Annotated in this window: 29 protein-coding genes and 1 other RNA gene; 16 read left to right on the forward strand and 14 right to left on the reverse strand. The window is 32.3% G+C overall.

Features of this window, described 5'->3' with window-relative positions; translation table 11 throughout:
* A partial coding sequence (locus AC23MC_RS12520) for a transposase (protein ID WP_487568693.1) occupies nucleotides 1-218 on the reverse strand: 218 nt, incomplete at its 3' end.
* A 234-nt stretch (nucleotides 219-452) separates the two neighbouring features.
* Here AC23MC_RS12520 and AC23MC_RS12525 point away from each other — a divergent pair.
* The 4 genes from AC23MC_RS12525 (at nucleotide 453) to AC23MC_RS12540 (ending at nucleotide 2,761) form a co-directional block, all read left to right on the forward strand.
* Complete coding sequence (locus AC23MC_RS12525; RefSeq protein ID WP_487568694.1) at nucleotides 453-1,241, forward strand: hypothetical protein; 789 nt, start codon at nucleotides 453-455, stop codon at nucleotides 1,239-1,241.
* Between the two features lie 133 nt (nucleotides 1,242-1,374).
* Complete coding sequence (locus AC23MC_RS12530; RefSeq protein WP_487568695.1) at nucleotides 1,375-1,734, forward strand: iron chaperone; 360 nt, start codon at nucleotides 1,375-1,377, stop codon at nucleotides 1,732-1,734.
* A 125-nt stretch (nucleotides 1,735-1,859) separates the two neighbouring features.
* On the forward strand, nucleotides 1,860-2,171 hold the full coding sequence (locus AC23MC_RS12535) for a hypothetical protein (RefSeq protein ID WP_487568696.1): 312 nt from the start codon (nucleotides 1,860-1,862) through the stop codon (nucleotides 2,169-2,171).
* A 167-nt stretch (nucleotides 2,172-2,338) separates the two neighbouring features.
* Nucleotides 2,339-2,761, forward strand: a complete 423-nt coding sequence (locus AC23MC_RS12540; RefSeq protein WP_487568697.1) for a contact-dependent growth inhibition system immunity protein — start codon at nucleotides 2,339-2,341, stop codon at nucleotides 2,759-2,761.
* Nucleotides 2,762-2,817: 56 nt separating this feature from the next.
* On the opposite strand, the gene AC23MC_RS12545 is transcribed toward AC23MC_RS12540, so the two are convergent.
* Nucleotides 2,818-3,690, reverse strand: coding sequence for a helix-turn-helix domain-containing protein (locus AC23MC_RS12545; protein ID WP_487568698.1), 873 nt, complete (start codon nucleotides 3,688-3,690; stop codon nucleotides 2,818-2,820).
* Nucleotides 3,691-3,777: 87 nt separating this feature from the next.
* Between AC23MC_RS12545 and AC23MC_RS12550 the strand changes: the two genes are divergently transcribed.
* Together AC23MC_RS12550 and AC23MC_RS12555 are read left to right on the forward strand one after the other, a co-directional pair.
* A complete protein-coding gene (locus AC23MC_RS12550) occupies nucleotides 3,778-4,140 on the forward strand; it encodes a DUF983 domain-containing protein (protein WP_487568699.1) in 363 nt (120 codons plus the stop codon).
* Nucleotides 4,141-4,179: 39 nt separating this feature from the next.
* Nucleotides 4,180-4,764 carry a DUF417 family protein gene (locus AC23MC_RS12555; RefSeq protein WP_487568700.1) on the forward strand — a complete coding sequence of 195 codons (585 nt, stop codon included), beginning with the start codon at nucleotides 4,180-4,182 and terminating at the stop codon, nucleotides 4,762-4,764.
* A 235-nt stretch (nucleotides 4,765-4,999) separates the two neighbouring features.
* Here the strand turns inward: AC23MC_RS12555 and AC23MC_RS12560 are convergent, their stop codons facing one another.
* Nucleotides 5,000-5,401 (reverse strand): TerB family tellurite resistance protein, encoded by a 402-nt coding sequence (locus AC23MC_RS12560; protein WP_487568701.1) that lies wholly within the window; start codon nucleotides 5,399-5,401, stop codon nucleotides 5,000-5,002.
* A gap of 49 nt (nucleotides 5,402-5,450) precedes the next feature.
* Between AC23MC_RS12560 and AC23MC_RS12565 the strand changes: the two genes are divergently transcribed.
* The 3 genes from AC23MC_RS12565 to AC23MC_RS12575 are packed head-to-tail and all read left to right on the forward strand — an operon-like array spanning nucleotide 5,451 to nucleotide 7,979.
* A complete protein-coding gene (locus AC23MC_RS12565; RefSeq protein WP_487568702.1) occupies nucleotides 5,451-6,242 on the forward strand; it encodes an alpha/beta hydrolase in 792 nt (263 codons plus the stop codon).
* 55 nt (nucleotides 6,243-6,297) lie between these two features.
* Nucleotides 6,298-7,497: a hypothetical protein gene (locus AC23MC_RS12570; protein ID WP_487568703.1), complete on the forward strand. Its 1,200-nt coding sequence runs from the start codon at nucleotides 6,298-6,300 to the stop codon at nucleotides 7,495-7,497.
* 44 nt (nucleotides 7,498-7,541) lie between these two features.
* Nucleotides 7,542-7,979 carry a DUF1456 family protein gene (locus AC23MC_RS12575; RefSeq protein WP_487568704.1) on the forward strand — a complete coding sequence of 146 codons (438 nt, stop codon included), beginning with the start codon at nucleotides 7,542-7,544 and terminating at the stop codon, nucleotides 7,977-7,979.
* 3 nt (nucleotides 7,980-7,982) lie between these two features.
* Here AC23MC_RS12575 and AC23MC_RS12580 read toward each other — a convergent pair whose 3' ends face one another.
* The 4 genes from AC23MC_RS12580 to AC23MC_RS12595 form a co-directional block, all read right to left on the reverse strand.
* Nucleotides 7,983-8,498 (reverse strand): DinB family protein, encoded by a 516-nt coding sequence (locus AC23MC_RS12580; protein WP_487568705.1) that lies wholly within the window; start codon nucleotides 8,496-8,498, stop codon nucleotides 7,983-7,985.
* Between the two features lie 22 nt (nucleotides 8,499-8,520).
* Nucleotides 8,521-11,094, reverse strand: coding sequence for a phosphoenolpyruvate carboxylase (locus tag AC23MC_RS12585; protein WP_487568706.1), 2,574 nt, complete (start codon nucleotides 11,092-11,094; stop codon nucleotides 8,521-8,523).
* A gap of 118 nt (nucleotides 11,095-11,212) precedes the next feature.
* Nucleotides 11,213-11,692 (reverse strand): Lrp/AsnC family transcriptional regulator, encoded by a 480-nt coding sequence (locus AC23MC_RS12590; RefSeq protein ID WP_091140893.1) that lies wholly within the window; start codon nucleotides 11,690-11,692, stop codon nucleotides 11,213-11,215.
* 77 nt (nucleotides 11,693-11,769) lie between these two features.
* Nucleotides 11,770-12,924 (reverse strand): M14 family metallopeptidase, encoded by a 1,155-nt coding sequence (locus AC23MC_RS12595; RefSeq protein ID WP_487568707.1) that lies wholly within the window; start codon nucleotides 12,922-12,924, stop codon nucleotides 11,770-11,772.
* A gap of 283 nt (nucleotides 12,925-13,207) precedes the next feature.
* On the opposite strand from AC23MC_RS12595, the gene AC23MC_RS12600 reads away from it, so the two are divergent.
* Nucleotides 13,208-13,609 carry a helix-turn-helix domain-containing protein gene (locus AC23MC_RS12600; RefSeq protein ID WP_487568708.1) on the forward strand — a complete coding sequence of 134 codons (402 nt, stop codon included), beginning with the start codon at nucleotides 13,208-13,210 and terminating at the stop codon, nucleotides 13,607-13,609.
* A 60-nt stretch (nucleotides 13,610-13,669) separates the two neighbouring features.
* Here AC23MC_RS12600 and AC23MC_RS12605 read toward each other — a convergent pair whose 3' ends face one another.
* The 3 genes from AC23MC_RS12605 to AC23MC_RS12615 all read right to left on the reverse strand — a co-directional run bounded on the left by AC23MC_RS12605 (nucleotide 13,670) and on the right by AC23MC_RS12615 (nucleotide 17,675).
* Nucleotides 13,670-14,674 (reverse strand): hypothetical protein, encoded by a 1,005-nt coding sequence (locus AC23MC_RS12605; RefSeq protein ID WP_487568709.1) that lies wholly within the window; start codon nucleotides 14,672-14,674, stop codon nucleotides 13,670-13,672.
* Nucleotides 14,675-14,834: 160 nt separating this feature from the next.
* On the reverse strand, nucleotides 14,835-16,976 hold the full coding sequence (locus AC23MC_RS12610; RefSeq protein WP_487568710.1) for a glycoside hydrolase family 97 protein: 2,142 nt from the start codon (nucleotides 16,974-16,976) through the stop codon (nucleotides 14,835-14,837).
* A 147-nt stretch (nucleotides 16,977-17,123) separates the two neighbouring features.
* A complete protein-coding gene (locus AC23MC_RS12615; RefSeq protein WP_487568711.1) occupies nucleotides 17,124-17,675 on the reverse strand; it encodes a 1-acyl-sn-glycerol-3-phosphate acyltransferase in 552 nt (183 codons plus the stop codon).
* A gap of 59 nt (nucleotides 17,676-17,734) precedes the next feature.
* Between AC23MC_RS12615 and AC23MC_RS12620 the strand changes: the two genes are divergently transcribed.
* Together AC23MC_RS12620 and AC23MC_RS12625 are read left to right on the forward strand one after the other, a co-directional pair.
* The gene (locus tag AC23MC_RS12620; RefSeq protein WP_487568712.1) at nucleotides 17,735-18,400 is read left to right on the forward strand and encodes a spermidine synthase; all 666 of its coding nucleotides are present in this window, start codon (nucleotides 17,735-17,737) and stop codon (nucleotides 18,398-18,400) included.
* A 74-nt stretch (nucleotides 18,401-18,474) separates the two neighbouring features.
* Entirely contained in the window at nucleotides 18,475-19,428 is a 954-nt protein-coding gene (locus tag AC23MC_RS12625) for an endo alpha-1,4 polygalactosaminidase (RefSeq protein WP_487568713.1), read from the forward strand.
* On the opposite strand, the gene kdsB is transcribed toward AC23MC_RS12625, so the two are convergent.
* The 3 genes from kdsB to AC23MC_RS12640 all read right to left on the reverse strand — a co-directional run bounded on the left by kdsB (nucleotide 19,425) and on the right by AC23MC_RS12640 (nucleotide 22,208).
* Nucleotides 19,425-20,150, reverse strand: coding sequence for a 3-deoxy-manno-octulosonate cytidylyltransferase (gene kdsB / locus AC23MC_RS12630; RefSeq protein ID WP_487568714.1), 726 nt, complete (start codon nucleotides 20,148-20,150; stop codon nucleotides 19,425-19,427). The two genes, AC23MC_RS12625 and kdsB, sit on opposite strands and share 4 nt — an antisense overlap.
* Before the next feature lie 66 nt (nucleotides 20,151-20,216).
* Entirely contained in the window at nucleotides 20,217-20,774 is a 558-nt protein-coding gene (locus AC23MC_RS12635) for a DUF4126 domain-containing protein (protein WP_487568773.1), read from the reverse strand.
* Nucleotides 20,775-20,786: 12 nt separating this feature from the next.
* Nucleotides 20,787-22,208: an ATP-dependent DNA helicase gene (locus AC23MC_RS12640; protein ID WP_487568715.1), complete on the reverse strand. Its 1,422-nt coding sequence runs from the start codon at nucleotides 22,206-22,208 to the stop codon at nucleotides 20,787-20,789.
* A 118-nt stretch (nucleotides 22,209-22,326) separates the two neighbouring features.
* On the opposite strand from AC23MC_RS12640, the gene AC23MC_RS12645 reads away from it, so the two are divergent.
* Genes AC23MC_RS12645 through AC23MC_RS12660 form a run of 4 tightly spaced genes read left to right on the forward strand, consistent with a single transcriptional unit; the run spans nucleotide 22,327 to nucleotide 25,069 of the window.
* On the forward strand, nucleotides 22,327-23,088 hold the full coding sequence (locus tag AC23MC_RS12645) for a hypothetical protein (RefSeq protein WP_487568716.1): 762 nt from the start codon (nucleotides 22,327-22,329) through the stop codon (nucleotides 23,086-23,088).
* Nucleotides 23,072-23,893 carry a DUF3822 family protein gene (locus AC23MC_RS12650; RefSeq protein WP_487568717.1) on the forward strand — a complete coding sequence of 274 codons (822 nt, stop codon included), beginning with the start codon at nucleotides 23,072-23,074 and terminating at the stop codon, nucleotides 23,891-23,893. Before AC23MC_RS12645 ends, AC23MC_RS12650 begins: the two co-directional genes overlap by 17 nt.
* On the forward strand, nucleotides 23,890-24,474 hold the full coding sequence (gene rsmD, locus AC23MC_RS12655; protein ID WP_487568718.1) for a 16S rRNA (guanine(966)-N(2))-methyltransferase RsmD: 585 nt from the start codon (nucleotides 23,890-23,892) through the stop codon (nucleotides 24,472-24,474). The genes AC23MC_RS12650 and rsmD overlap by 4 nt, the downstream gene beginning before the upstream one ends.
* A complete protein-coding gene (locus AC23MC_RS12660; RefSeq protein ID WP_487568719.1) occupies nucleotides 24,458-25,069 on the forward strand; it encodes a hypothetical protein in 612 nt (203 codons plus the stop codon). The genes rsmD and AC23MC_RS12660 overlap by 17 nt, the downstream gene beginning before the upstream one ends.
* A 16-nt stretch (nucleotides 25,070-25,085) precedes the next feature.
* Here AC23MC_RS12660 and rnpB read toward each other — a convergent pair.
* Nucleotides 25,086-25,409: RNase P RNA component class A (gene rnpB, locus AC23MC_RS12665), an RNA gene on the reverse strand.
* Nucleotides 25,410-25,467 lie beyond the last annotated feature (58 nt).

Below are 25,467 nucleotides of genomic sequence, written 5' to 3' on the forward strand. Positions count from 1 at the left end.
TTGATGTTGTTCAAATAACCAACCAAACAGATTTTGAAGAACACTACAGGGTCAATACTCTCTTGTCCTTCGTCTCCGTAATAGTCTTGTGTAGCTTTATATAAAAATCGAAAGTCAATGGCTTTATCCAATATTCGGTAAAAATTATGCTCCGGAATCAAGTCCTGTAAATGAACTTGGTAGAGCATTTTTGGGGTGAGTTCTTTTTTTCCTTGCATGTCTAAAATTACAAAAAGTGAATCTTTTTTGCAAGATTTTTTTGGTATATTTGAGGAGTTGTGCAACAAGCACAGCAGTTTGTAACAATTGCTGGGCTTAGGTATATCACGAATTTTCTGCTGAAATTAAGAAAGAAATTTAAATTTTGAAATCATTTGTAATAAATCATGGTAACTGTTACAAATCACAGCACGTTATGCACAATATATTAGAACTTAATCACAATTAAAAACATGAGCGACATAATCAAAAAAGAGATAATAGTTGATCCCAAAATTTATTTTGATTCTCAAAAACAAAGCTTGCAGAAGCGTATTGAAAATGTTAAGTTAACTCAGGAAGAGGAAGATGGTATTATTGACTCTAAAACCACAAAAACTATAAGAGACAAAGTCCTGGGTCTTTTTAAAGTAGGCGAAGTAATAAATACTATTCTAAATTGGAATGAAGAAATTGACAGTGAAATTAAGGAAGCTAAAAAACAAATTTTACTTTCCTCATATTTCGATAAAGCAGATCAAACCGAAGATTCTGTGGAAAAACTTAAATCTTTCTTGACAAATCCTCAAGGAAATACTATCTTCAACAAAATACTTAGAATTCTTGACAATGAACCTCCAGATTTTGAATTAACAAATCATTTATCAACTGTTCTTAAACACATTGTTAATAGTGACTTTCAAAACCTATTTGAAGACCATAAATTTGCATTAAATCAAATTGAAACACTTACTCCACAAGCTTTGACTTTATTATCAGATTATAATCATTGGACACCATGGGAATTAAAATCATATTCCTCTGAAGGAGGTAGATTAACTCATGATTGGATTCCTGAATTTATTAATGTGTATTGTAATTCAAAAGGGATTAATGATTCAAAAATTAAGTTCAAAATGTCACATTCAATGAATGATTTACTAAGAAATAGATATCTAAAAGGTTCTAAAACTAATCGCGAAAAAATAGCAGCAGCTTTTTTAACAGACATCGGAAAAATCGTAGTGAAATATATTGAATAATACAAGTTTATAACAATTGCTGATCTTGGGATTACACCCCCCGCTAGTGCGAGCGTCACGCTCGTACCCGCAACCACATAAAACAACAAGTTTCCTCAGCTAACATTATATTTTAAACTTTTCTAAAATTCAAATGAATACCAATTTCAAATCTGTAGATGAATATATTGGGACTTATCCAAAATCGATTCAGTTGAGTTTGAGTAAAATTCGCAGCGTAATTATTGAAAACGCACCAAACGCTGCAGAAAGTATTTCTTACGGAATGCCTGCCTATAAAACAAACGGAAAGCCTTTGGTGTATTTTGCTGCGTTTAAAAATCATATCGGATTTTATGCCACACCTTCCGGTCATACTGAATTTAGTAAAGAACTTTCGTATTACAAACAAGGAAAAGGTTCGGTACAATTTCCGTTCGATCAAGTTCCGTATGAGTTGATAGCAAAGATTGTCATCTTTAGAGTGAAAGAAAATGAACAAAAGTTTAAATAACGGCTACCGGCTTACAAAAGTCTTCCTATAAAAGTATTAACTTGCTTAGTATGTCTATGACTTCGCAGTTACTAAACCAATCTAATTATATTATTATATTTATCAACTAAGCAGAAGTAATCCAAATGAAATATATCAATTTTACTCTACTATTACTTATTAGTTGTTTAATTGTTTTTTTGAGCGGATTTTTTTGGATCGGTTCAAAAGAAAATGCCGAACAACTGTTAGAAAATCCTATACTATCTTTTGTGTTGAGATTTATCGGTTTTGCTAGTATCGGAATAATAATGTTTTTATTGGTAGTTGTTGTAAACTGGTTGTTGATGAAATTCACAAATTACAGTATTAATTTAAAAAAATTAATTTGGCAAGGCTTTACCATTATTATAATTGGCAGTTTAATTGGAACTTCACTATTCTTCTATTTTATTTAAATAGAGTAATAAAACTTTGTTGTCCCATGTCATTATCTTTTTACTCTTCTACAACTCATGATTTCACTATTTTAAAAAAATGACTAAACTGATGATGTTTTTTGTATTTTAGTAAAAATATACACGCTTTAATAGCACATCTATTACCCACTAATTCAATTCAATACTTGGAAACTAATTTAAATAAAACCATTGAACAACTAGAAAAGAAGTATTTAGAAATCCCGAAAGAGGAATCTTATCTTATTACTACTTGTTTAAATTTACGAAAAAAGGCTTTAGGCGATTTTGATATTGAAGATTTAAGAATAATGATTGGTCAGAATAGTGGATTGATTTATTTAATTCCGTTGGCTATAAAAGCATTAGAAAACAACATTCTTGCCGAAGGGGATTTTTATGAAGGAGATTTGCTAAAAAGTGTTTTAAATTCTGACAATGAATTTTGGAAAAACAATAAACTCCTATGGGAAAAAGTTATAGCTGTGTTTGAGAAAAATCAAAACATTCTAAACGAAGCTGATTTAGGCTGGGAAATTAGAAAAGAATTGTTTTTGGCATTTGAAAATTTTAAGGAGATAAATAGTTAGTAAACACAAAAAAATATTCCTTGTTTGATTAGTTTTCTCCACATTTACTAAGCAATTCAACTTAAAACACTTATTCCTTTTTTAAATTGTTGCGGCGTAACACCTGTATATTTTTTAAAAACAATTGTAAAATAGGAATGATTTTCAAAACCCATTTCATCGGCTACTTCGCTAATTGTTTGTTTTTGAGTTGCCAATAAACGTTTGCTTTCTAAAATTATTTTCCCATAAATAAAATCAGTGACTGTTGTGTTCAATATATTTTTACAAATTCTGTTCAAGTGTTTTAGAGTAATATTCATTTTATCTGCATAAAAAGACGGTAATTTTTGGTGTTTATAATGTTGAGCAACCAACTCTTCTAATTCCTTTATTTTTAGATGATAGGAATGAATATCATGGTTTGCTGAGAAACTGTAAATTCTAGCTAATTCAATGTGAATAATGTCAATCAGATTGAGCAATTTATCTGTTTTTTTGTATTCTATTTGGTTATTTTCGTGCATCAAAAGTTCAAAAATGGGAATTATTTCACTCATTTGTTGATTGTTGAGCACAATTTCAGGAGAATTTCTTAGTGAACTAAAAAAGGGATAATCTTCAATTTTCTTTTTTCCAAAATATAAATTATACACTTCCTGCGAATAAAAAACTATGTATCCATCAATGTCTTCAGAAAGTTGCCAACTATGAATTTGCCCAGGATTTAGCAAGTAAACAGTGCCGGGTTTAATTTCATACTGATTAAAATCAATAGAATGTAGTCCGCTTCCTTTTGTAAAAAAAACTAATAAGTAAAAGTTATGACTGTGTAATTTTTCAATAAATGAATTTTTAGTGAGATGAGTTTTGAAATCGTTGATATACAAATCATTCTCACTCGACTCACAATTGAATTTATTAATTTTATAAATAGGAAGTTTTTCCATAAAAATGTCTTTATACTACTATTTTTAGCGAATATACAAATAATCCACAGCAAAATAATGCATTAATTTTGCAACAAAAAGAACACAATGGCTAACATAGTAAGTAAAATTCTGAAAAATGAATGTCCGAATTGTAACAACGGAAAAGTATTTAAAGACAAAAGTTTTTTCTTTAGTGTTGGTTTTCCTAAGATGAATGAACACTGCAGCTCTTGTCATTATAAATTTGAAAAAGAACCGGGTTATTTTTTTGGAGCAATGTTCGTCAATTATGCACTAACTGTTGGAGAAGGAATTATAACCTATCTGTTTTTACTTAATTTTTTTGAAAAACCAATCGATTTACGAATGATTCCAATCATTTGTTGTGTAATTATATTGCTGTGTTTTTTCAATATTCGATTATCCAGAATGATATGGATTTATATGTTTAGAAAATATTCTGTTTAAGATAGATTATCTAATTTTATTTTACTAAAAAACTACAAAATGAATAAACTCATCACGATTTTAGCAAACAGTCAGAGACAGTTTATCAATCTGGCAAGAATATCAATCTGTATTGTTATGGTTTGGATTGGCGGACTCAAAGCCTTTCAATATGAAGCAGACGGGATTGTTCCGTTTGTTGCCAATAGTCCGTTAATGTCGTTTTTATATGCTAAAGAATCTCCTGAATATAGTCAGTACAAAAACCCCGAGGGAAAAACGGTTAAAAAAAACATTGATTGGCACACCGAAAACGGAACCTATATTTTTGCCTATGGTTTAGGATTAGTAATTGTGATCATCGGAATCTTAACACTATTAGGAATTTGGTTTCATAAAATCGGGTTAATTGGTGGGCTGTTAACATTTGGAATGTCATTAGTTACTTTAACATTTTTAATAACCACGCCCGAAGTTTATGTCCCCAATTTAGGTGGCGATTTTCCAACTCCACATTTTGGATTCCCTTATTTATCCGGTGCGGGCCGACTTGTAATTAAAGATGTAATTATGATGGCTGCCGGACTCATTTGTGCTTCGGATTGTGCAAAGCGGTATTTAGGAAAAATAAATAAAAGTAGTTAGCAGAAAATGTTTTTTGTTAAATGACCTTTACAACGGATAAAAATAATTACATCTATAGTGGTTATAATTGTTCGTCTAACAAAATGGATTGAAAGGTATTAGTCACTGCTAAATTCTTGCTTTTGGCACTCTTTTACTTATATTGTGAGGTGTCTCGTTTGGTCGACATGAAAAAATTGCAGGAGATTATATTCCAAATCACCTTTTAGCAATTACCTTTTACCTTTTACCCAAATTAATTATGTTGCTCCTTAAAAATTCCCAACAACAAATCGGCTTCAATCATTCGTGTTGGCGAATTATCCATTTCTTTTAATACACGCTTGATGGAAAAAGGGTTTAAACCTAATTTTAATCCCAACTGATACATAAATTCATGTTCACGATCGTGGTGATGGTTATCGCAATGCGAAAGTAACGCTAAGCGGTAAAAATGCTCAATACGTTTAAATTCCGACTTAAAAACTAAGAGTTCGTTTGGAGTTGAAAATAATTCTTCAAAATCGGCAGTGCGAACGTTTAATTCTTCGGCTACCATTTTGATAAATTCGTATTCGCTGTCGTGCAATTGACCATCTACTTTAGAAAGTTCAATCATATCGCCCAACAAACTTAATTTTTCTTTATACGTGATCATAAAACCATATTTTTGGCTAATTTAGTTTTTCCATTTAATTTATCAAAAAATGAAGTTAATTTTCTCGTTACTTATTCTTTTCGGCATACTTGTTTTCGTTAGTCAGAACGTTTGGAGTCAAAAACGTTATTCTACTTTTGAGATAGAAGCTCCTCAATTAAAAACTACTAAAAAAATATGGGTTTATTTGCCAAAAGATTACGAAAAGCAAACTCGGAATTATCCTTTAATTTATATGCATGATGCACAAAATCTATTTGATTCTAAAACTTCCTATGCCGGCGAATGGAAGGTTGATGAAACGTTAGACAGTTTGAAAATGAATGTAATTGTTATCGGCATCGAACATGGAAACGAAAAACGTTTAGAAGAATTAACACCCTATAAACACGAAAAACACGGTGGCGGAAATGCCGATGCCTATTTGGATTTTATTGTAACCACCTTAAAACCACACGTTGATAAAACCTATCGAACCAAAACAAAAGCCAAACACACCACTATATTTGGCAGTTCGTTGGGCGGATTGGTTTCGTATTATGCAGTGTTAAAATATCCTGAAATCTTCGGAAAAGCCGGAGTCTTCTCACCTTCTTTTTGGTACACGGAAGATATTTACACATTTACAGAAAAAACAGAGAAAATCAACGCAAAACTCTATTTCCTTTGTGGAGATAGCGAAAGTGAAGACATGGTGAGTGATTTCAATAAAATGACAGCTTTGATTGAAAAACGAATTTGCAAAAAATCGAACTTGAAACAAGTCATCATCAAAGATGGAAAACACAATGAGAAGTTATGGCGGGAGAATTTTGGCGATGCAGTTCGGTGGATGTTTTAGTTGCGGGTTTGAAGGTTGCGAGTTGCGGGTTATTATAAATCCATAAAATTTCAAGATGAACAATTGGAAAAAAGATAAAATAAGCATTAATAATGTAGGAAAAACTAATTTTTGGTTCGGAATAATTATTGGTATTTTAACTGCCACAACACTATCTTTTAGTTTCAATTACTTTCGAGAATTTTTCAGGTTATTTAGTCAAATGAATACCGATTTATTAATTCTTTCTGATAAAAAGGTTTGGTTTTACACATTTTTTTTCTCGTATCTATCAAGCTTTTTAGGCTTGAATATGACACTTTGGATTTGGATGAATACTGATTATCAAAAGAGGCGAAAATACAGTCTGTTAAAAAGAACGGCAAAAATGTATCACCTTTTATTTTTTTGGTTTTTCTTATTTATTATAACTCGATTTTGCAGTGCAATTTCAACAGTGTTTTTTGGGGTTGGAGGTCCATCTTATTTTGAAGAGTTAATTGATAATTATATTAATTTCTTTTTATTGATACCGATTTTTTTATTTTTTAAAAGTTGGTCAGTAATTCAATTAGTATTTAAATGTAGACTTTGGATGATTTATTCTTTTATCATTTGTATGATATTATCAATAATTTTGACATTTATATCTAAAGTTGATCAATCTGTTTTGAATAATTCTTACCATAAAAGGTTTGAAAAAGAATATCAATATATTGATGATGAAGTTGCAAAAACCTATCATAACTACAATTTCAAACTAAAAGATGAAACAATTAAAGCTCTAAAGGAAAGGAATACAGATGCTTCACAATTTCAAGTTTTCAAAGTTAGGGAAGCTTTCAATTCTAATTCAAAAGTATCTTTAGATACAATAATTTTACAACGAATGATTATCCATAATTTTAAAGAAAATTGGGTTTATTTAAATGAAAATGATCGTTTCAATTATAATAGATGGATGTATGTTACACCTTTTGATATTAAAAATCAATTATTATTGTTTAATGAAGATGATGATGAAGCAACTGAATTATTTAAATTATTGAGAGAAATTGAAAATGTGTCATATTTTAAACATAAAGTCGATGACATTGAAAACTTGAATGAAACAGAGTATAGAAAATATATGTTTTCTAAAAATGAAGAATTTCATATGGGATTTGATGTCTATTCCATCTTTTTACTAGATGAAGAATTAAAAACTAAATTCCCTAAGCTAATAAAACTTTTGTACTTTTATGAAGCTGAAAATTACACTATCTTTACCGAATAAAAAACTCGCAACCCGCCACCTTCAAACCCGCAACAATTATAAAAATGAACAACAACGATATTTTCAAAAAACTCCGTGTAGCCCTTCAACTTCGTGATGATCAAATTGTAGAAATCATGGAATTGGTTAATTTTCGTATATCGAAAGCGGAATTAGGAGCTTTTTTTAGAAATGCAGACCATCCTAATTATATGGAATGTGGTGATCAAGTGCTTCGCAATTTTTTGAACGGATTAGTAATCCATTTAAGAGGAACAAAAGAAAATCCGAAAAATCCGTTGGAGGTGATTAAAAGTCACAAACCAACTACTCCAGCCACAGAAAAACCAAAAGCCAAAACCTTTGGTGATAAAAAGCCTGTGCAAAAATCAGCTCCAAGACCCGCTGGAAAACCAACAGGAAAGCCTGGTTTTAAAAAGAAACCGGATGCAAAACCTGAAATTGTTGAGAAAGTTAAGTTTAATAACGGTAAGAAGAAATAGTTTCTACAAATACCTTTCTGCTATAATACGTTGGTGATGTTTTTGATGACCTAATGCAATAAAACCAATGGCTCGAACTGTGAATGTATTATTCAAAGCGATTCCGGTGTACATTAATTCTTCGTCATTAAACGACTTGAATAAATATAACGTTGATAACCTCACTGCTTTATATTCTTGGAGTAAATCAGTTAGCGTTCTTTTGTTAGCATCTGTAGCATCAACATACTCATTTTCATCAAAACCGTTAAGTGGTGTTTGATCTTTTCGGGCAAACCGCAACGAGCGATAGGCAAAAATGCGTTCGGCATCAATTAAATGTTGTACAATGTCTTTGATGGTCCATTTTCCTTCCGCATAGCGAAATTCATGTTTTTCGGATGGAATTTGATTTATAAATTCTTCAAAATTCTGCATTGAATTTTCTAATTCTTCCATCAAATTAACTTCGCCTAATGCTTTGATATAAGGTGAATAATAAGGTGCGTATTCGTTTGCTTGTAAAGAGGATAAGTTCATTTTATTTAAAAAAATTTAATTTTTATGCCGAATTTCTACTTGCATTAATATTTCCAAACAACGAACGGGTTACAATTTTTTCATAGACCGCAATTTGCTTTTCGTTTGGATTTTTTCGCTTTTTTAATTCACTGATTTTCAACAAAGCATATTGCTGAATCGTCAATAACGGCAATACAATTTGTTCACGAATTTCAATCGAAGCTTTTCCGTCGGGATAATTTTCCATCAATTCAGTGAAACCGGATAATTTGAGCAATAATCGTTTGGTTTCTAAATATTCATCATAAATAATCTGCCAAAACTCGCCAAATTCTTCATCTTTTTGCATGTAAGCCGTAAGCGGAAAGAAAGATTTAGACAGCGACATCATGCTGTTTTCTATCAATGTTTTAAAGAACAAGGAATTTTGATATAATTGAGATACCTTTTCCCATTGATTGGTTTCTTCAAATTGTTTTAAAGCAGTTCCTACACCGAAAAATCCTGGTACATTTTGCTTCAATTGACTCCAAGAACCCACAAACGGAATGGCTCGCAAATCGTTGAAATCCAATTGATCGCTTTTATTTCTTTTGGATGGGCGACTGCCAATATTGGTTTTGGCATAATAATTCAACGTGCTCATTTTTTCCAAATAAGGGATGAATTTTGGATGCTGTTTAAACTTCAAATATTTGTCATAACTCAACTGTGACAATTCATCTAAAACACCATTATCAGTCTCAGAAAGCACATTTTCTCCTTTACTGAAAAGCTGATTGGTTGCCCCAGCACTCAACAAATTCTCTAAATTATAACGACAAGAATCCAATGTGCCAAAATTAGAACTAATGGTTTGTCCCTGAACCGTCACTTGAATCTGCTGATTTTCGATTGTTGGTCCCATCGAAGCATAAAATTTATGTGTTTTTCCTCCACCTCTTGCCGGCGGTCCACCTCTACCATCAAAAAAGATCACTTTTACGCCATATTTTCGTGAAATAGCTGTAAGTTTTTGCTTCGCTTTATAAATGCTCCAATTCGCCATTAAATAGCCTCCGTCTTTTGTTCCATCCGAAAAACCGAGCATCACAGTTTGAATATTATTTCTATTTTCAAGATGTTTTTTATACGCTGAATTGGTATATAATTGTTCCATAATTTTGTCGACCGCTTGCAAATCATCCACAGACTCAAAAAGCGGAATAATATCTACCGAAGGATTTTTCCATCCACAAAGACTAAACATGGCAAACGTTTCCATCACATTCAGTGCACTTTCGTTGTTGCTAATGATATACCGATTACAACCCAATTCGCCATTCTTTTCCTGAATGGTTTTCATGGCATGAATAGAACTTACGGTTGATTTAGTGATTTCGTTTTCAAAATTGGCTTCGGTTAACGAACTTGTGACTTTAGATAAAATTTCAATTTTTTCCTTTTCGCTAAAGTTGGCATATTCGGCTGGAAATAATGATTTTTCTTTATCAACAATCTCCTGAAAAACGGCTTTGTGAATGCGGCTATTTTGACGAATGTCTAACGTAGCAAAGTGGAATCCAAATAAATTAAGTTTATTCAACAATAAATCTATTTCATCCAAATAAAGTGATTGATGTTCATCTTTGATGATGTTTTTAATTTTTATCAAAATCGATTTAAATTCATCATGCGTGATGTAAATTTCTCCTCTTGAATAAAAAACAGAGCGGTATAATTTGCTTTCCAAATCAGCAATTAAGGTATCAACTCCTTTAAAAGTTAGTTTTCGTTTTAATTTTCGAATGTCTGTGTAATATGATTTTAGGATGGATGTTCTGAGTCGTTCGGCTACTTTTAAAGTAATTTCGGTTGTAACAAACGGATTTCCATCCCGATCGCCACCCGGCCAAAATCCCAAATTAAAAATGGAGTTGTGTATTTCATCACCATCAAAAATATTTTTTTGCAGGTATTGAATCATTTCTCCGGCAGTTGGATAAAACACATTTTCCAAATACCAAATCAAACTCACGGCTTCATCAAACGGAGTTGGTTTTTCTTTTTTAATGAATGGCGTTTTGCCTAATTGAGCCAATAGTTCTTTTATTACAACAAGATTATTAACTCGAACAGCTTCGGTTAAATCGGTGATAATTCCCAAAACAGAACCAGGGTAAAATTGCGTTGGATGAGCCGTTAAAACAGTTCTTACCTGAAAATTTTCAAGAAAATCTTTTAATTCTTTTCGTTTAGAACGTTGATCTGCTTTTTCTTTCATATCACGAAGTGAACCGCGACCTTCCATATTATTTACAACGGGAAAAGCAGCATCCTCAATGGCATCAAACAAAACAATTTGCCGTTCGATATATTGAATGAAGCGAAACATTAATTCAATTTTCTGCTCCTCAGTTGGGTTTTCTAAATATTTGGAAGCGAAAGAATTAAAAATCTCTTCCGGATTTTGCTCATTTTTAAATCCATTTTCACAAATTTCAGTAAAAAGTGGCAAAAGAACGCCGGTATTATCAATGGCATCAAAAGGAAGCGTGATAAAAACACTGTTGTAAATTTGATATTTAGAAATTACGTTTTGATGAAAACGTTCAATTTTGGGAAGCGTGTACATAGTCTGAATTTTGCTCACTAATTTAGTGAATTATTTTAAAAAAGAACTTTGAATTTTTTCATAAAAAAACCCTCTCGATTTCAGTGGAGAGGGTTTATATTGTTGAAGATTTCAAATCTTACATATTTTTGAAAATCGTGTGCATCAAACGTTTTTTGTCGTTGATACTTTCCTCTAAAGAAATCATTGTTTCAGTACGGTAAACTCCTTCAATATCATCAATCATGAAGATAACATCTTTGGCATGTTTAGTATCTTTAGCTCTAATTTTACAGAAAATATTGAATTTTCCGGTTGTAACGTGAGCTACTGTTACGAAAGGAATTTCGTTGATACGCTCTAAAACGAATTTTGTTTGAGACGTATTATTCAAGAAAACGCCAACATAAGCGATAAATGAATAGCCTAATTTTTCATAATCTAAGGTTAAAGACGAGCCCATGATAATTCCGGCATCTTCCATTTTTTTTACTCTTACGTGAACGGTACCAGCAGAAATTAATAGTTTTTTAGCTATATCCGTAAAAGGAACTCTTGTGTTGTCGATTAACATGTCAAGAATTTGGTGATCTACTTCATCTAAACGAAACTTACTCATGGTTTTTTGTATGTATTTATTGTTGTTTATTTATGGTACAAAAGAAGTACAATTTATTCAATAAAAAAACGAATTCATTAATTTTTTAGCAAACCATTAACAAATACCTTGCTGTTTCCTACTATAAAATTAGCTTTTTTATCAATTTTAGGAAAATTGCCTTCGTCATCCAAAAACATATCATTTTGAGCATCATATTCTGTGTGACCATAAAAACCTTCTAAATCACCAACACTTGAAATATAAGCATTGAATTTCAGCTGATTCTCAACAATTTCTTCCTTAAATTGTGCTGCAAAATTCGTTATTAATTTTGAATTATCATAATTTATTTTGACATTTCTGTAAACAATATCGAAAAAACAGACATTATTTTGAGGAATTTTCAAATAATCTTCGATTTTGTTATTAACTATATCGTTTTCGTAAAGTGCTTGAAATCCAACTAATAAACTTATGAAAATAAATTTTCGGGTTTCTTCTCTATCATAATCATTTTGAAAATGTCCTGCTTCAAACAAAACAGTTGGCACGCCTAATTGTTGAAAAGTGTCGCCCACACAATTTCTATTAAAACCATCATCAAAACGACCTACTTGATTAGGAATAAACTGTTGAATTTTTTCATTAATAGAAGCAATAAGATTAATCGCCTTTAATCGAACATCATTTATTTCTCGTTCTTCATTATAAGAAGGAGCTAAAAACGAAACTGTTGCCGGATTATTTGTTTGACCAGCACCAAAAATTGTTCTTTGATCATGAAGATTGAAACAAAAATCAGGTTTAAATTCATTGAAAACATGCATAAGCAGCTGACTTTCCGGTTGAGAAAGGTTAATAAAATCACGATTTAAATCGACTTGATTAGCGTTTTCTCTAGTGTAAATTTCGGCTCCATCCGGATTGAGCATTGGAATAAAATAGAAACTAAATTTTCCCTTCCATTTTTTCACTTCATCTACATCGGAATCCAAAAAATTAAAAAGATCAAAAAGTGCTTTTGTGGTTGTGCTCTCATTTCCGTGCATTTGAGACCAAAGTAGAATTTTAAAATTTCCACTTCCGACCCGATAACTGTATATTGACTTTTCTAAAACTGAATTACCAATCACTTGAATTTCATTTTTGGCAAAATGTTTCCCTATGATAGGTTCAATATTTTTAAGTGTTATATATCGACCCGACAACTCGGTTTCTTTATTTTTCTCGAAGATAGAAAGGTAGTCCATTGGGGTAAAATTTAGCTATACAAAGGTAAACATCTTTGCGATAACATTTGTAAACAGGCAAAAAACATTCCATAATTTAACTTTGTAAACATTAAAATAACCATAACTAACATCATTAAATTATATTACAATAAAAAATTAATAATCAATATTTTAAGCATAATTAAATAAACTTATAATTTAGCTAAATCTGGTTAATAGAAGTCAAATTACATTTGTAACATTTACAAATTACACCAAATTGATTACATTTGTAACACTAAAAATTCAATCATTTTAAAACATGCAAAACACGCAAGATTTTGTTCTGAAATTAGAAAAAATTCTAGACTATTATCAACTTAGTGCTTCTGGTTTTGCAGATAAAATTGGCGTGCAACGATCGAGTCTTTCACACCTACTCTCCGGAAGAAACAAGCCAAGTTTAGAGTTTGTAATTAAAATCACGGAAGCTTTTCCTGAAGTAGATTTGTATTGGTTTTTGTTTAATAAAGGAACATTCCCAAAATCAAACTCAGCAGAAAACATTTCTAAGAATCAAGAAACGCGATTGGAAAAAAGTGAAGAAAGCGATAAAGCTGAAGTTAGCAAACCGGAGAAAAACATATTTCAAACCCAAGAGGATATTGAAAAAATTGTAGTTTTCTACAAAAACGGAACGTTTAAAACATATTTACCTAAATAAAGAAAGCCCTAACTCACATGGAGCTAAGGCTTTCAGGACCAATAAAACAAACACAAAAAACTATCTTCTTTGCAAGAAAACTGCGGCACAGCCAGGTTCGAGTCTGTTCATTACCGGAGCATAATCTCCGCTGGTTGTTGGTACAGAAAAAGTTAATACTCTTCCGCCACCGTTAGCTCTTTCTGCTACATATATCATTTTTGTTACATTATCATAGGCCACATCAACTGGATTTCCAAGCATTGAATTAGGTCCGTAGATTCTAATTTGATTTGCTGTTGAAATCGTTCCGTTGTTTGCTGTGGATGAAAAAACAGATGAGAAATTTTTAATAACAATCACACCTCCGTCAGAATCAGAAGCTGCAGCAGCTACATCGGTTAAAACCATTGTGTTTTCAACACTTGAATACGTGATTCCGTGCGTTCTAACTAAACCTTCAATGGTCACACGTTTGCTAGGCATAAGCGGTCCAGATGAATTGGTTAAAAAGTTATCATAAGCTACTAAATCGCTTGTTAAATCAACAATTGCATACAAAGTACTACCATCAAAGTGAATTCCCCACAATTTAATATTAACATCAAATGTTCTTTGCAATGTGAACCCTGATGCTGTTTTTTCATAAACAAATAATTTGTTTTGATTTCCGTTTGATTCCGCTTGATCTTGCGTCACAATTACGGTATTGCCCGAAACTGCAATTTCTCTAGCATTATTAAAATCTGAAGTACTGCTGTATGACAAAGTCAAACTTGAACTATTATTCATCATCGCTTCTTTAACATTTCCATAAGCTTCTAATCTATTATTTGAACGAGAAGCAAGAATAATTTCATCACTTGAAGAATAGTAATGAATTCCATCTGCATCGGTAGAATTTACCGAGAAACCTTGTACTGTTGGTGTAGATGGTAACAAGTCTGTTATAGAAACCATTCCTGAAGTATTGCTTGAAGTAAATAATTTTACTTCACTAACTGTTTGCATGTTATCATCGTCACTACATGACATAAATAAGATTGAACTCAAGATAACTGCCGAAAATAAATTTTTGTTTTTCATGTTATAAAATTTTTAAGTGTTTGTAAAAGCATTTACGACGAAAAGAAAAGTTTGGTTTTAAATAGTCTGGAAATTTTTTAAAAAAAATTCGTCAAAATATATAAAAACAAAAAAAGTGAGCCTATCACTCACTTTTTCTGAAATTTAAATAGTTATAAATTTATATTTTTTTAATTCCTTTTGTGTTTTCCTTACCAACTTGTTTGATGCTAATTGCATAACCACCACCAGCAGCAACAAATTGTGTAAGCTTCGATTTATTGGTTACTAAAACCTTCTGAATTGTGTAGGCCTGCGGATTATTTTTGTAATGAGCATCCTTTGCATCAGCATAAATAGTTGCAATATAGGTTTTTCCTTTCTCTAAAAAATCAAAATTTAATGTGGAAGTTCTAGGTTGCTCACCTCCTACACTTCCTATAAACCAATCTGATTTTCCTTTTGCTTTGCGGGCAACTGTAACATATTTCCCGGGCTCTGCTTCGGCGTAAACGCTTTTATCCCAATCTAATGCAACATCTTTTATGAATTGAAAAGCATCTAAAAATTTGTTGTAATGTTCTGGAAAATCAGCTGCCATTTGCAACGGACTGTACAAAGTTACATACAACGCCAATTGATTTGCTAACGTACTGTTTACATGCGATTTGTTATCCGGACTAAATTTTTGAATATCCATTTCAAAAATTCCCGGCGTATAATCCATTGGTCCGCCAATTAATCGAGTGAAAGGCAAAACGGTGACATGATTTGGCTTAGATCCTCCAAAAGCTTGATATTCTGTTCCTCTCGCGGCTTCATTTCCGATAAGGTTCGGATAGGTTCTGGCAATTCCGGTTGGTCGAACAGCCTCGTGAGCATTTACCATAATTTTATATTCTGCAGCTTTTTCCAATGCATATTGATAATGATTTATCAACCATTGACTGTAATGATTTTCTCCTCTTGGTAAAATATCGCCTACATAACCGCTTTTAACAGCATCGTAATCGTTATCTTTCATAAATTGATACGCTTTATCCAAATGACGCTCATAATTACGTACAGACGATGAAGTTTCGTGATGCATAATCATTTTTACCCCTTTGCTTTTGGCATAATCTCTGATTCCAACCAAGTCAAAATCGGGATAAGGCGTTACAAAATCAAAAACATAATCTTTAGAATTGCCAAACCAATCTTCCCAACCTTCGTTCCATCCTTCTACTAAAACACCATCAAAACCGTGCTCTGCTGCAAAATCGATGTGTCTTTTCACATTTTCTGTCGTTGCTCCGTGCTTTCCGTTTGATTTTGCTTTGGTGTAATCGGTCACTCCTAATTGAATGGCTTTAAAATCATCTGTGTAAGCCCACGAACTTTTTCCGGTAATCATTTCCCACCAAACACCGATGTATTTTGTTGGCTTAATCCATGAAGTATCTTCTATTTTACAAGGTTCGTTCAGGTTGTATGTCATTCTGGAAGCCAAAATTGTTCTGGCATCATCGCTCACCATAATCGTTCTCCAAGGCGAAGTAGATGGGGCTTGAAGATAACCTTTATCTCCTTGAACATCGGGCGTTAACCAAGATTCAAACACAAAATTTTTATCATCTAAATTCAAATGCATGCAAGCATAATCGATTAAAGCAGCTTCATGTAAATTGATGTACAAACCATCAGCTGTTTTCATCATCAACGAAGTTTGAACGCCTGTTGGTGAAAAGGAAGTCTGTGATAAATTACTTGTGATCGATTTTGCCATCAACGGTCTGATTTCTGACAATTTAGATTCTGAATAGTCGTATTCTTGCGTGTCATAATCGCCCGGAATCCAAAAAGCAGTATGATCTCCGGTCATAGCAAATTGCGTTCTTTCTTCTTTAATAACAAAGTGTCCCAAGTTATTTTGCTGCGGAAATTCGTAACGAAAACCCAATCCATCATCAAAAAGTCGAAAACGAATGACTAACAAACGATTGGTTTCTTTTTGATTTAAAGTAACCGCTAATTCGTTGTAATGATTGCGGATTTGACTTTCTTCGCCCCAAACCGGTTTCCACGTTTCATCAAAAGTTGAATTCTTTGTGTCAGAAACTGTAAAATCATTCAATAATGACTTCTTGTGGTTTTTTAATTCCAATCCGAGCGAACTAGTTTTAATGACACTTTTCCCTTTATAATTTAATAAATATGTCGGCACACCATTCTCTTTTAAAGAAAAAATCATTTCTAATTTACCGTCGGGAGATTTGATTTGTTGTGCATTTATTGCAAAAATACTTAGGCAAAGGCAAGCCAGAATTGTTATTTTTTTCATTTGATATTTGTTTATTTTTTAGTTTGGAAAACCAATGAATTACAAATTTAGACAAATGAATTGCTGTACGTTAATTTTTGATTTTAATTTAATTAACGAAACTATTATTGTTTGTTGATAAAGTTCAAATAAAAACCTTTTTAAAATTTATACTTCAAAACTATTTTCCGGTACTTTACCTATAACGCCAACATAAAATTTCTGTAAGAATTGAATATCTTCTTCTATTTTTCCGGTTGGATAAAAAGGTTTTCCAAGTCTTACTTCCTTTTTACCATAATCAAAAGCCACCGGTATTACTGGAACATTTGCTTGAAGTGAAATATAGTAAAAACCTGTTTTCCATTCTGTTACTTTTTTTCGAGTTCCTTCGGGTGCAATGGCTAATCTGAAGATTGCTCTTTTTTGAAAAACTTGTGCAATGGCTTCTACTTTATTTAAACCGCCCGATCTGTCTAACGGCTCTCCTCCCATCCATTTGAAATAATAGCCAAAAGGAAATCTGAATAATTCTTTCTTACCCACAAAATTCATTTCTAAACCTAAAATTCCTCTCGTAAAAAGACCAAGATAGAAATCGTGCCAACTCGTATGCGGAACCACAATCATGACACATTTTTTTATTGATGGTTCAATTGTACCGGAAATGTTCCATCCCATCAGTTTAAAAAAAATTAATTTATAAAGCCATTTCTTCATCTCTTAAAATATTTTAGTAAAAATACGATTTATACATTATTTTTGATGAAAATTATTAAATGTTCAAAAAAATAATCAGCTACTTCTATCCTATCAATTTACATAAAACAACTTCTGAGATTAGCAAGTCTTTGGAAGTTACCTTGGTAAATGGTCAAGTAGTTTTGGATAGTTTGAACACCAATTATTCCTATGGAAGCTTGCAACGCGTACTCAGAAAAGGACTTTTAAATATTGGTTTTGAAAATATTAAACCCATGAATCATATCTTGGTTTTGGGAGTTGCCGGAGGAAGTGTTATCAAAACATTGGTGGATGAAGTTGGTTATTCCAGAAAAATTACCGGAATTGAATTAGACGAAAAAGTCATCGATTTGGCAAATGAACATTTTGGGTTAGATAAAATCAAAAACCTCAACATTATTCATCATGAAGCATTTGAATTTGCTTTAAAAACCAAATTGAAATATGATTTAATTATTGTTGATATTTTTCAAGACACAACAATGCCAAGCTTTTTATTTGAAAATTTCTTTCAGAATCGGTTAACCGAAATTTTAAATGTTGATGGTTATATTCTTTTTAATACGATGATTTTGAAAGAACATGATAATAGTAGAAATAAATTGTATCTCAATTTTTTTGATTCAGAAAAATATAAAGTTTGGACGCTTCCACGAATTGAAGAACACAACGAACTGATTTTAGTTAAAAAAGAAAAGTGAATTGGTACACTAATTGCAACGTAATCGAATGAATACCAATTAAATTATTACTTTTGACCTCAGAAATTCGTAGCATGAAAAAAATATATTTTATACTTCCCATTGGTTTGACCTTACTCATTTTATTTGGTTTTGAAATGGACGATAAAGATAAAAATACGCAAAAAGCAGGAAAAAAAATGCAGGAAATGGTGGTCGGCATTTCAAAATATGCCCGAAAATTTAATCCTGAATTTATTGTTATTCCACAAAATGGTTCCGAATTGGCTTTTCAAAACGTTGATCCGGACAAACCTTTGTGCAACGAATATATGAATGCAATCGACGGAATCGCAATTGAAGAATTATTTTTGGATGAAAAAGGTAAAGCAGATAACTATCGAATTAACAACTTAAAAAAATTACCAAAAGATAAAAAAGTAATTGTTTCTGAGTTTGTAAAGGATAAAAATGAAGAAGAGAACATCATTAAATTGAATCAGGAAGTTGGGTTTGTTCCGTTTATCAGAACTGCAGATAATTATCATTATCACACCATTCCAGAAAAAATACTAAATGAAAACGCGAATGATGTCAAAAAGTTAAAAGATGTACAGAATTTTTTATACCTCATTAATGCCGATGATTTTGACACCAAAAAAGAATTGATTGATAAAGTTGCTGATACTAATTTTGACTTAATTTTAATCGATTTATATTATTTAAGTTTTCCCTACACCAAAGCCGATTTAGAGAAACTAAAAGTGAAGAAAAACGGCGGAAAACGATTAGTAATTAGTTATTTAAATGTTGGTGCTGCCGAAAATTGGCGAAGTTACTGGCAACCCGACTGGAAAAAAGGCAATCCGAAATGGCTCAAAAAGAACTACAAAGGTTATGACAATGAAATTTATGTAGAATTTTGGGAGCCGACTTGGCAAAAAATGATGTATGGTAACGATGATTCGTATATGAAAAAAATAATCAATGCCGGATTCGACGGTGTATTTTTGGATAATGTAGAAGCTTATTATGCTTTGTACAACTAAAGTAAAAGTCTAGCTTTTTCCAAATCTTCCGGAGTATCGATTCCGATGCCAACATGATCGGTTTCTACCATTTTGATTTTTTTACCGTATTCTAAATAACGAAGTTGTTCTAATTTTTCTGAAGCTTCGAGTGATTTCATCGGTAAATGATAAAAATCCAACAATGCTTGCTTTCTAAACGCATAAATTCCAATATGCTGAAAATAGCGAACTCCAACATTTTTCTCTCTTGGATATGGAATTACCGAACGCGAAAAATACAAAGCCAATCCGTTTTGATCGACAATTACTTTTACGTTATTCGGGTTTTCAATTGCCTCCCAATCGGTAATTTCTCGCATAAGCGAAGCTAAATCGACTTTTTGATCTACATCCTTTTTAAAAACTTCAATCACTTTTTCGAGAGGTTCTTTGTTGATAAAAGGTTCGTCGCCTTGCACATTTACAACCACATCAACGTCTATATTTTCAATCGCTTCGGCAATTCGGTCGCTACCACTTTCGTGCTCTTTGATACTCATAATGGCTTTTCCACCTCGCGAAACAATTTCATTAAAAATTAAATCGGAATCCGTAACCACAAAAACATCATCAAATAAATTGGTATTCACAGCCGCTTCATACGTTCGCGTGATAACAGTTTTTCCACCTAAATCTTGCATTAATTTGGCTGGAAAACGGGTTGATGCATAACGAGCTGGGATGACGGCGATTATTTTCATTTTTGGATTGTTGGATTTTCAGATTTTTCGATTGTTGGATTGTTGGATTGTTGGATTGTTCGCTTTTTATTTTATCATCTTTCGAAACAATTTTATTCCCATAAAGAAAATAAAAAGCACTAAAACAAATGCTATAATTGGTATAAAAATGGATGCGAATGACATGACTGTGGCAGTTCCGGTTTCAATGGTGGAAACAATTGGGTTGCCAATTCCTCCTGTTGTTGCGGTTGAAGTTAGTCTGGTTGCAGCTGTAGCTGAATTGATTGCTGCGGCTGTTCCACCTCCGGCAATAATGGCTAAACCCCAGGTAAACAACGGACTCAAATCAACCAGCGTAGAAGCCATGACAGCCGTTCCGGCAATGGCTGCTAACGGAATAGCAATCGTGTCTAAAATATTGTCTACAAAAGGAATATAATAGGCTAAAACTTCAAAAACCATAGCAATTCCAAGTGCAATTAAAGCCGGTGTTTCGCCAAGCCAACTCCAAGAATCATTCACAGGAATCCAATTCAAATGAGAAGCCAAACTCAATATAAAAAGGGGTACAAAAACGCGGAATCCGGCTGAGGCTGCCAATCCTATTCCGAGACAAATGCTTATAATAGTTTCTATGGATATCATAGTTCAAATTTATTCAAAATTTTCATCTTTATAACCAATCAGATACAATTTTTCTTTGGCACGTGTAATAGCGGTGTACAACCATCGAATGTAATCTCTATCTACTCCATCCGGCAAATAGGGTTGTTCAACAAAAACGGTATTCCACTGACCACCTTGTGATTTGTGACATGTTATGGCATAAGAAAATTTGACTTGCAAAGCATTGAAATATTCATTTTCCTTCACTTTTTGAACTTGTTTGTATTTTGGTCCTTCATTTTCATAATCTTGCAAAACTTCCTGATACAAGCGGTTGGATTCTTCATACGTTAATGATGGCGAAACGCTCGCAACTGTATCCAATAACAAAATAGTTTCAAATGGTTTTTGGTTTGGATAATCGACCATTCTGATTTTTACTTTTGCAAATTTGAATCCGTATAATTCTTGAATTTTGTGAATTTCGAGTATTTCGATAATATCACCATTGGCAATAAATCCTGCTTCATCGGTTTCTTTTAACCAAAAATAATTGTTTTTAACCACCATCATAAAATCGCCTGCAGACAAATCGCTTTCGCGGAAAAGAATGGCGTTTCTAATTTGCTGATTGTATTGATTCGCTCGTTTATTGGTTCGCACGATGAAAGCGGTTTCCTCCATCCCATCCTTACTGTAAGCAGTGTTAATAGCATCTTGAATATCATAACCGTCTGTTAAACGAACGATGTCCTTAAAACCTTTTACATTAAATTGAAACGAATCTATAAAATGATTTTTCAAAATTTCTCTGAGTAAAGTTGCATTATACAAAATTCCGGAATTCTCTTCTTGACGCATTACTTCATCCAATTCAATATGAAGCACCTCTTTATTATAATATGTTACTAAGGTTTCAATATTTAATGCCGGACTCACATCTAAATGAACGGGCGGCAACTGAGCAGTATCGCCTAATAGAATCATTTTACAATTTTCACCGGAATAGACATAACTCATCAAATCATCCAAAAGTGAATTGCTGTCCATTGATTTTGAGTCGGTATTTACATCCGAAATCATCGAACTTTCATCTACAATAAAAATGGTGTTTTTATGTTTATTTACTTGTCTGGTAAAAGAAACGCCACCTGACGAATTTTTTTTAGGAAAATAAATTTTTTTATGAATGGTAAAAGCCGGTTTTCCTGAATAATTGGCAATCACTTTTGCTGCCCGACCGGTTGGAGCCAACAACACATATTTTTTGTTTACAGAAAGTAAGTTTTCAACCAACGTAGAAATTAATGTTGTTTTTCCTGTTCCGGCATAACCTTTTAAAACAAAAAGTTCGTTGGAATCTGAATTTGTGGCGAAATTGGCTACCTTTTCAAAAAAAATAGTTTGTTTTAAAGTAGGATTGAATGGAAACGATTTTTGTAAGATACTGTAAAACAGAGATGAATTCATTTATGAAAAGTTAGGAAACTATTAAAATTCAAATATACTGATGAATTTTGTGTGAAATGCTTTTGAGAAAAAAAAAAAATTGTAGATTTGCCTTAAACTGAAATTAAAAAAAATCAAGATGATTAAATTAGTTATAATTGTTGTAGTACTTGCATTAGCCATTTTTGGAATTGTAAAATTACTGGATAAAAATACTAGCAAGGGTGTAAAAAATATCCTTTCTGTTGTATTGTGGGTTGTCACTTTGCTTTTTGTATATTTAATTTACGAATCAATTCAAGATCCGATTCGTTTTGATAAATTAAAAGAAAAGCGTTTTCAGGTAGCCGTTAACAAAATGTTGGACATTAAAGCTGTTCAAATGGCATATAAATCCATTAACGGAAAGTATACAGATAATTTAGATTCATTGATTTCATTTGTTGAAAATGAAAAATTTACCATCATTGAAAGAAAAGACACGTCGGTTATCGATGCTGCAAAAAATGCTGCCTATCGTTTAACAGTTGGTCCAGACGGAACAGGCGGTTATTTTAAAGATATTGTAGTAACTAAAGAATTAGGTAAAGTGAGCATTAAAGATTCTTTATTTAAAAACTCTGATCGTTACAAAAGATTAAATGTTGTTAAAATTGGCGATATTGAAGCTAAAATTGATTTGAAAGCAGGATTCATCAAAAGAGAAGATTTAAAAATTCCTGTTTTTGAAGCTAAACTTGAGAAATCTAAATTACTTACTGATCAAGATCAATCACTAGTTGCTAAAGAAAGAAAAGTTGTTTCTGTTGATGGAATTAACGGCGAATATATTTTGTTAGGTTCAATGGAAGAAGTTAGTATGTCAGGAAACTGGCCTAAAAAATATGGAAATAACGAATAATTCAATCACTGAAAAAAGTTATAAAAAATTGTCCATTCAGGTCTCACTGAATGGGCTTTCTTTTTGTTGCCGTGACACTTTGTCGGGGCAAATAACTTCTTTTGATCGAATTGACTTTAGCAAATTTCCAAAAAATTTTAGCATAGAAAATAGTTTGTGGAAATCTATTTTGGATTACACAGATTTAACAAAATCGTATGATCAAATTACCGTTTTGCATGAAAACAACTTGAGTACTTTTGTGCCAAAACCGCTTTTTGACGAAGATTATAAAGGAAGTTATTTGCAATATAACACCAAAGTTTTTGACACTGATTATTTTGCTGTTGATGAAATTGGAAAATATGAAATGATGAATGTTTACGTGCCTTATGTAAACATAAATAACTATTTAATTGATCAATTTGGTTCATTTGAATACCAACATTATACAGGAATTTTAGTTTCCAAATTACTTGATTTATCTAAAAACGATGTGTCGCAAAACATGTTTGTGCATGTAACTAAAACACATTTTGAAATTATTGTTATACAAAATCAAAAATTGTTGCTTTTCAATTCATTTGAATATCAAACTGCCGAAGATTTTTTATATTATTTATTGTTCACGGCAGAACAACTTCATTTGAACCCGGAATCGTTTAAATTAATAATTTTAGGCGAATGCAGAGAACAAGATGCTATTTATCAAAAAGCATATCATTATGTACGAAATACATCTTTATTGGATGTTTCCGATTTACAAAAATCAAATTCTTTTTCGGCACAAGAAAACAGAACCCATTTTATACTATTTAACTCTTGAGAATCATATCCGGAAAATACAAAGGTCGCAGGCTATCACCACCCAAAAATCTACCTGTTCGTCCAACGACCGACATGAGCAAAGAAGCGTTGTTCAACATTTTAAATAATCATTTTAATTTTGCTGAATTATCGGTTTTAGACTTATTTGCCGGAACCGGAAACATCAGTTTTGAATTTGCTTCACGTGGAAGTGAACCAATTGTTTCGGTTGATGCCGATTTTGGATGTATATCTTTCATCAAAAAAACAACCGACGAATTTGAATTTAATATCACCGCCATCAAAAGCGATGTTTTTAAATTTTTAGAAAAAACTAAAGGTAATTTCGACATTATTTTTGCCGATCCACCTTATGGAATGACACAAGAAAATTTTGAAAAAGTTGTTCAGTCCGTTTTTGAAAGAGAACTTCTCTCTGAAGATGGAATGATGATTGTGGAACATTCGAAACATACTAAACTAGAACATTTAAATCAATTTTCGTTTCAAAAAAATTATGGTGGTTCTACTTTTTCTTTTTTTGAATGGGAAAGTGAATCAGACAATGATGAAATTGAAGAAGATGATAGCGAAGAATAGACTTACCTATTTTGGACTTTTTGCTGTGCTTTTAGTATTTAATTCATGCTATTTTCCGCATTATAGATCAATTGCAGAATCAAGTTTATATGACATAAATTTTTCGGAAGGAAAATGGTTTTTAAATCATGTTACGGTAAATGGAAAAGCATGGAACGATTTGTCTACTACAACTGAAGAAGCTCTTTCATCTTGTCTGAATGATTCACTCTATCTTAGCTATGGAAAGAGAAAAGCAGCTTATAATGTTCCGATTCTAACAGAAAAAAATTCAAGGGAGCAATTAACCATTTTAAAAGCTACCAATAGTATTGATTATGTAATTCAAGTTGTGGGCAATGTTTTAGCCAACGATATTGGAGGAATTAATATCAAACCGATGAAAAATGCTGAAGAATCATCAGCATCCATCACCATTCAAGTTTATGATGTAAACAAAGGAAGTCTAATTTATTCGCACACAACTACCGGAAGTATTGAAGTAGAAAATAACCGTGATGATGTTGTTTTTGGAAAATCGGCTCAAACCATTTTAAAAAAATGTTTAAAAAAGGAATTGAAAGCATTTAAGAAAAATGGTGGTTGTGAGAAATAGCAGTCCCCATCTTCACAAAAAAAGCAGACCTGTAAGCCGGATTCTGTATTCGCCAAAGCGAACCCTTATCATTTATCTTGCTCAATAGTTACCCATTGAATCTAGCTGCCTACCCTTCAACCTCGGACGAGTAGCCCTTATCTGCCGAAACAGAACGTTGATTTACATGGCATTTCACCGCATAGAGTTTACCTGGTTTCACTACAGCCGAACTGTACATACTTTCTGTTGCACTGGTCCTCATTCGCCGAGACGAACGGACGGGCGTTACCCGTTATGCTACTCTGTGGTGTCCGGACTTTCCTCTCTCATTACTGAAAGCGATAAGGCGGTCTGCGGTGCAAAAATAGTTTATAATCTCTGATTATTGGGTGAATGAAAAAAAAATAACTTTGTAC

The organism is Flavobacterium sp. T50_26 (assembly GCF_057652995.1).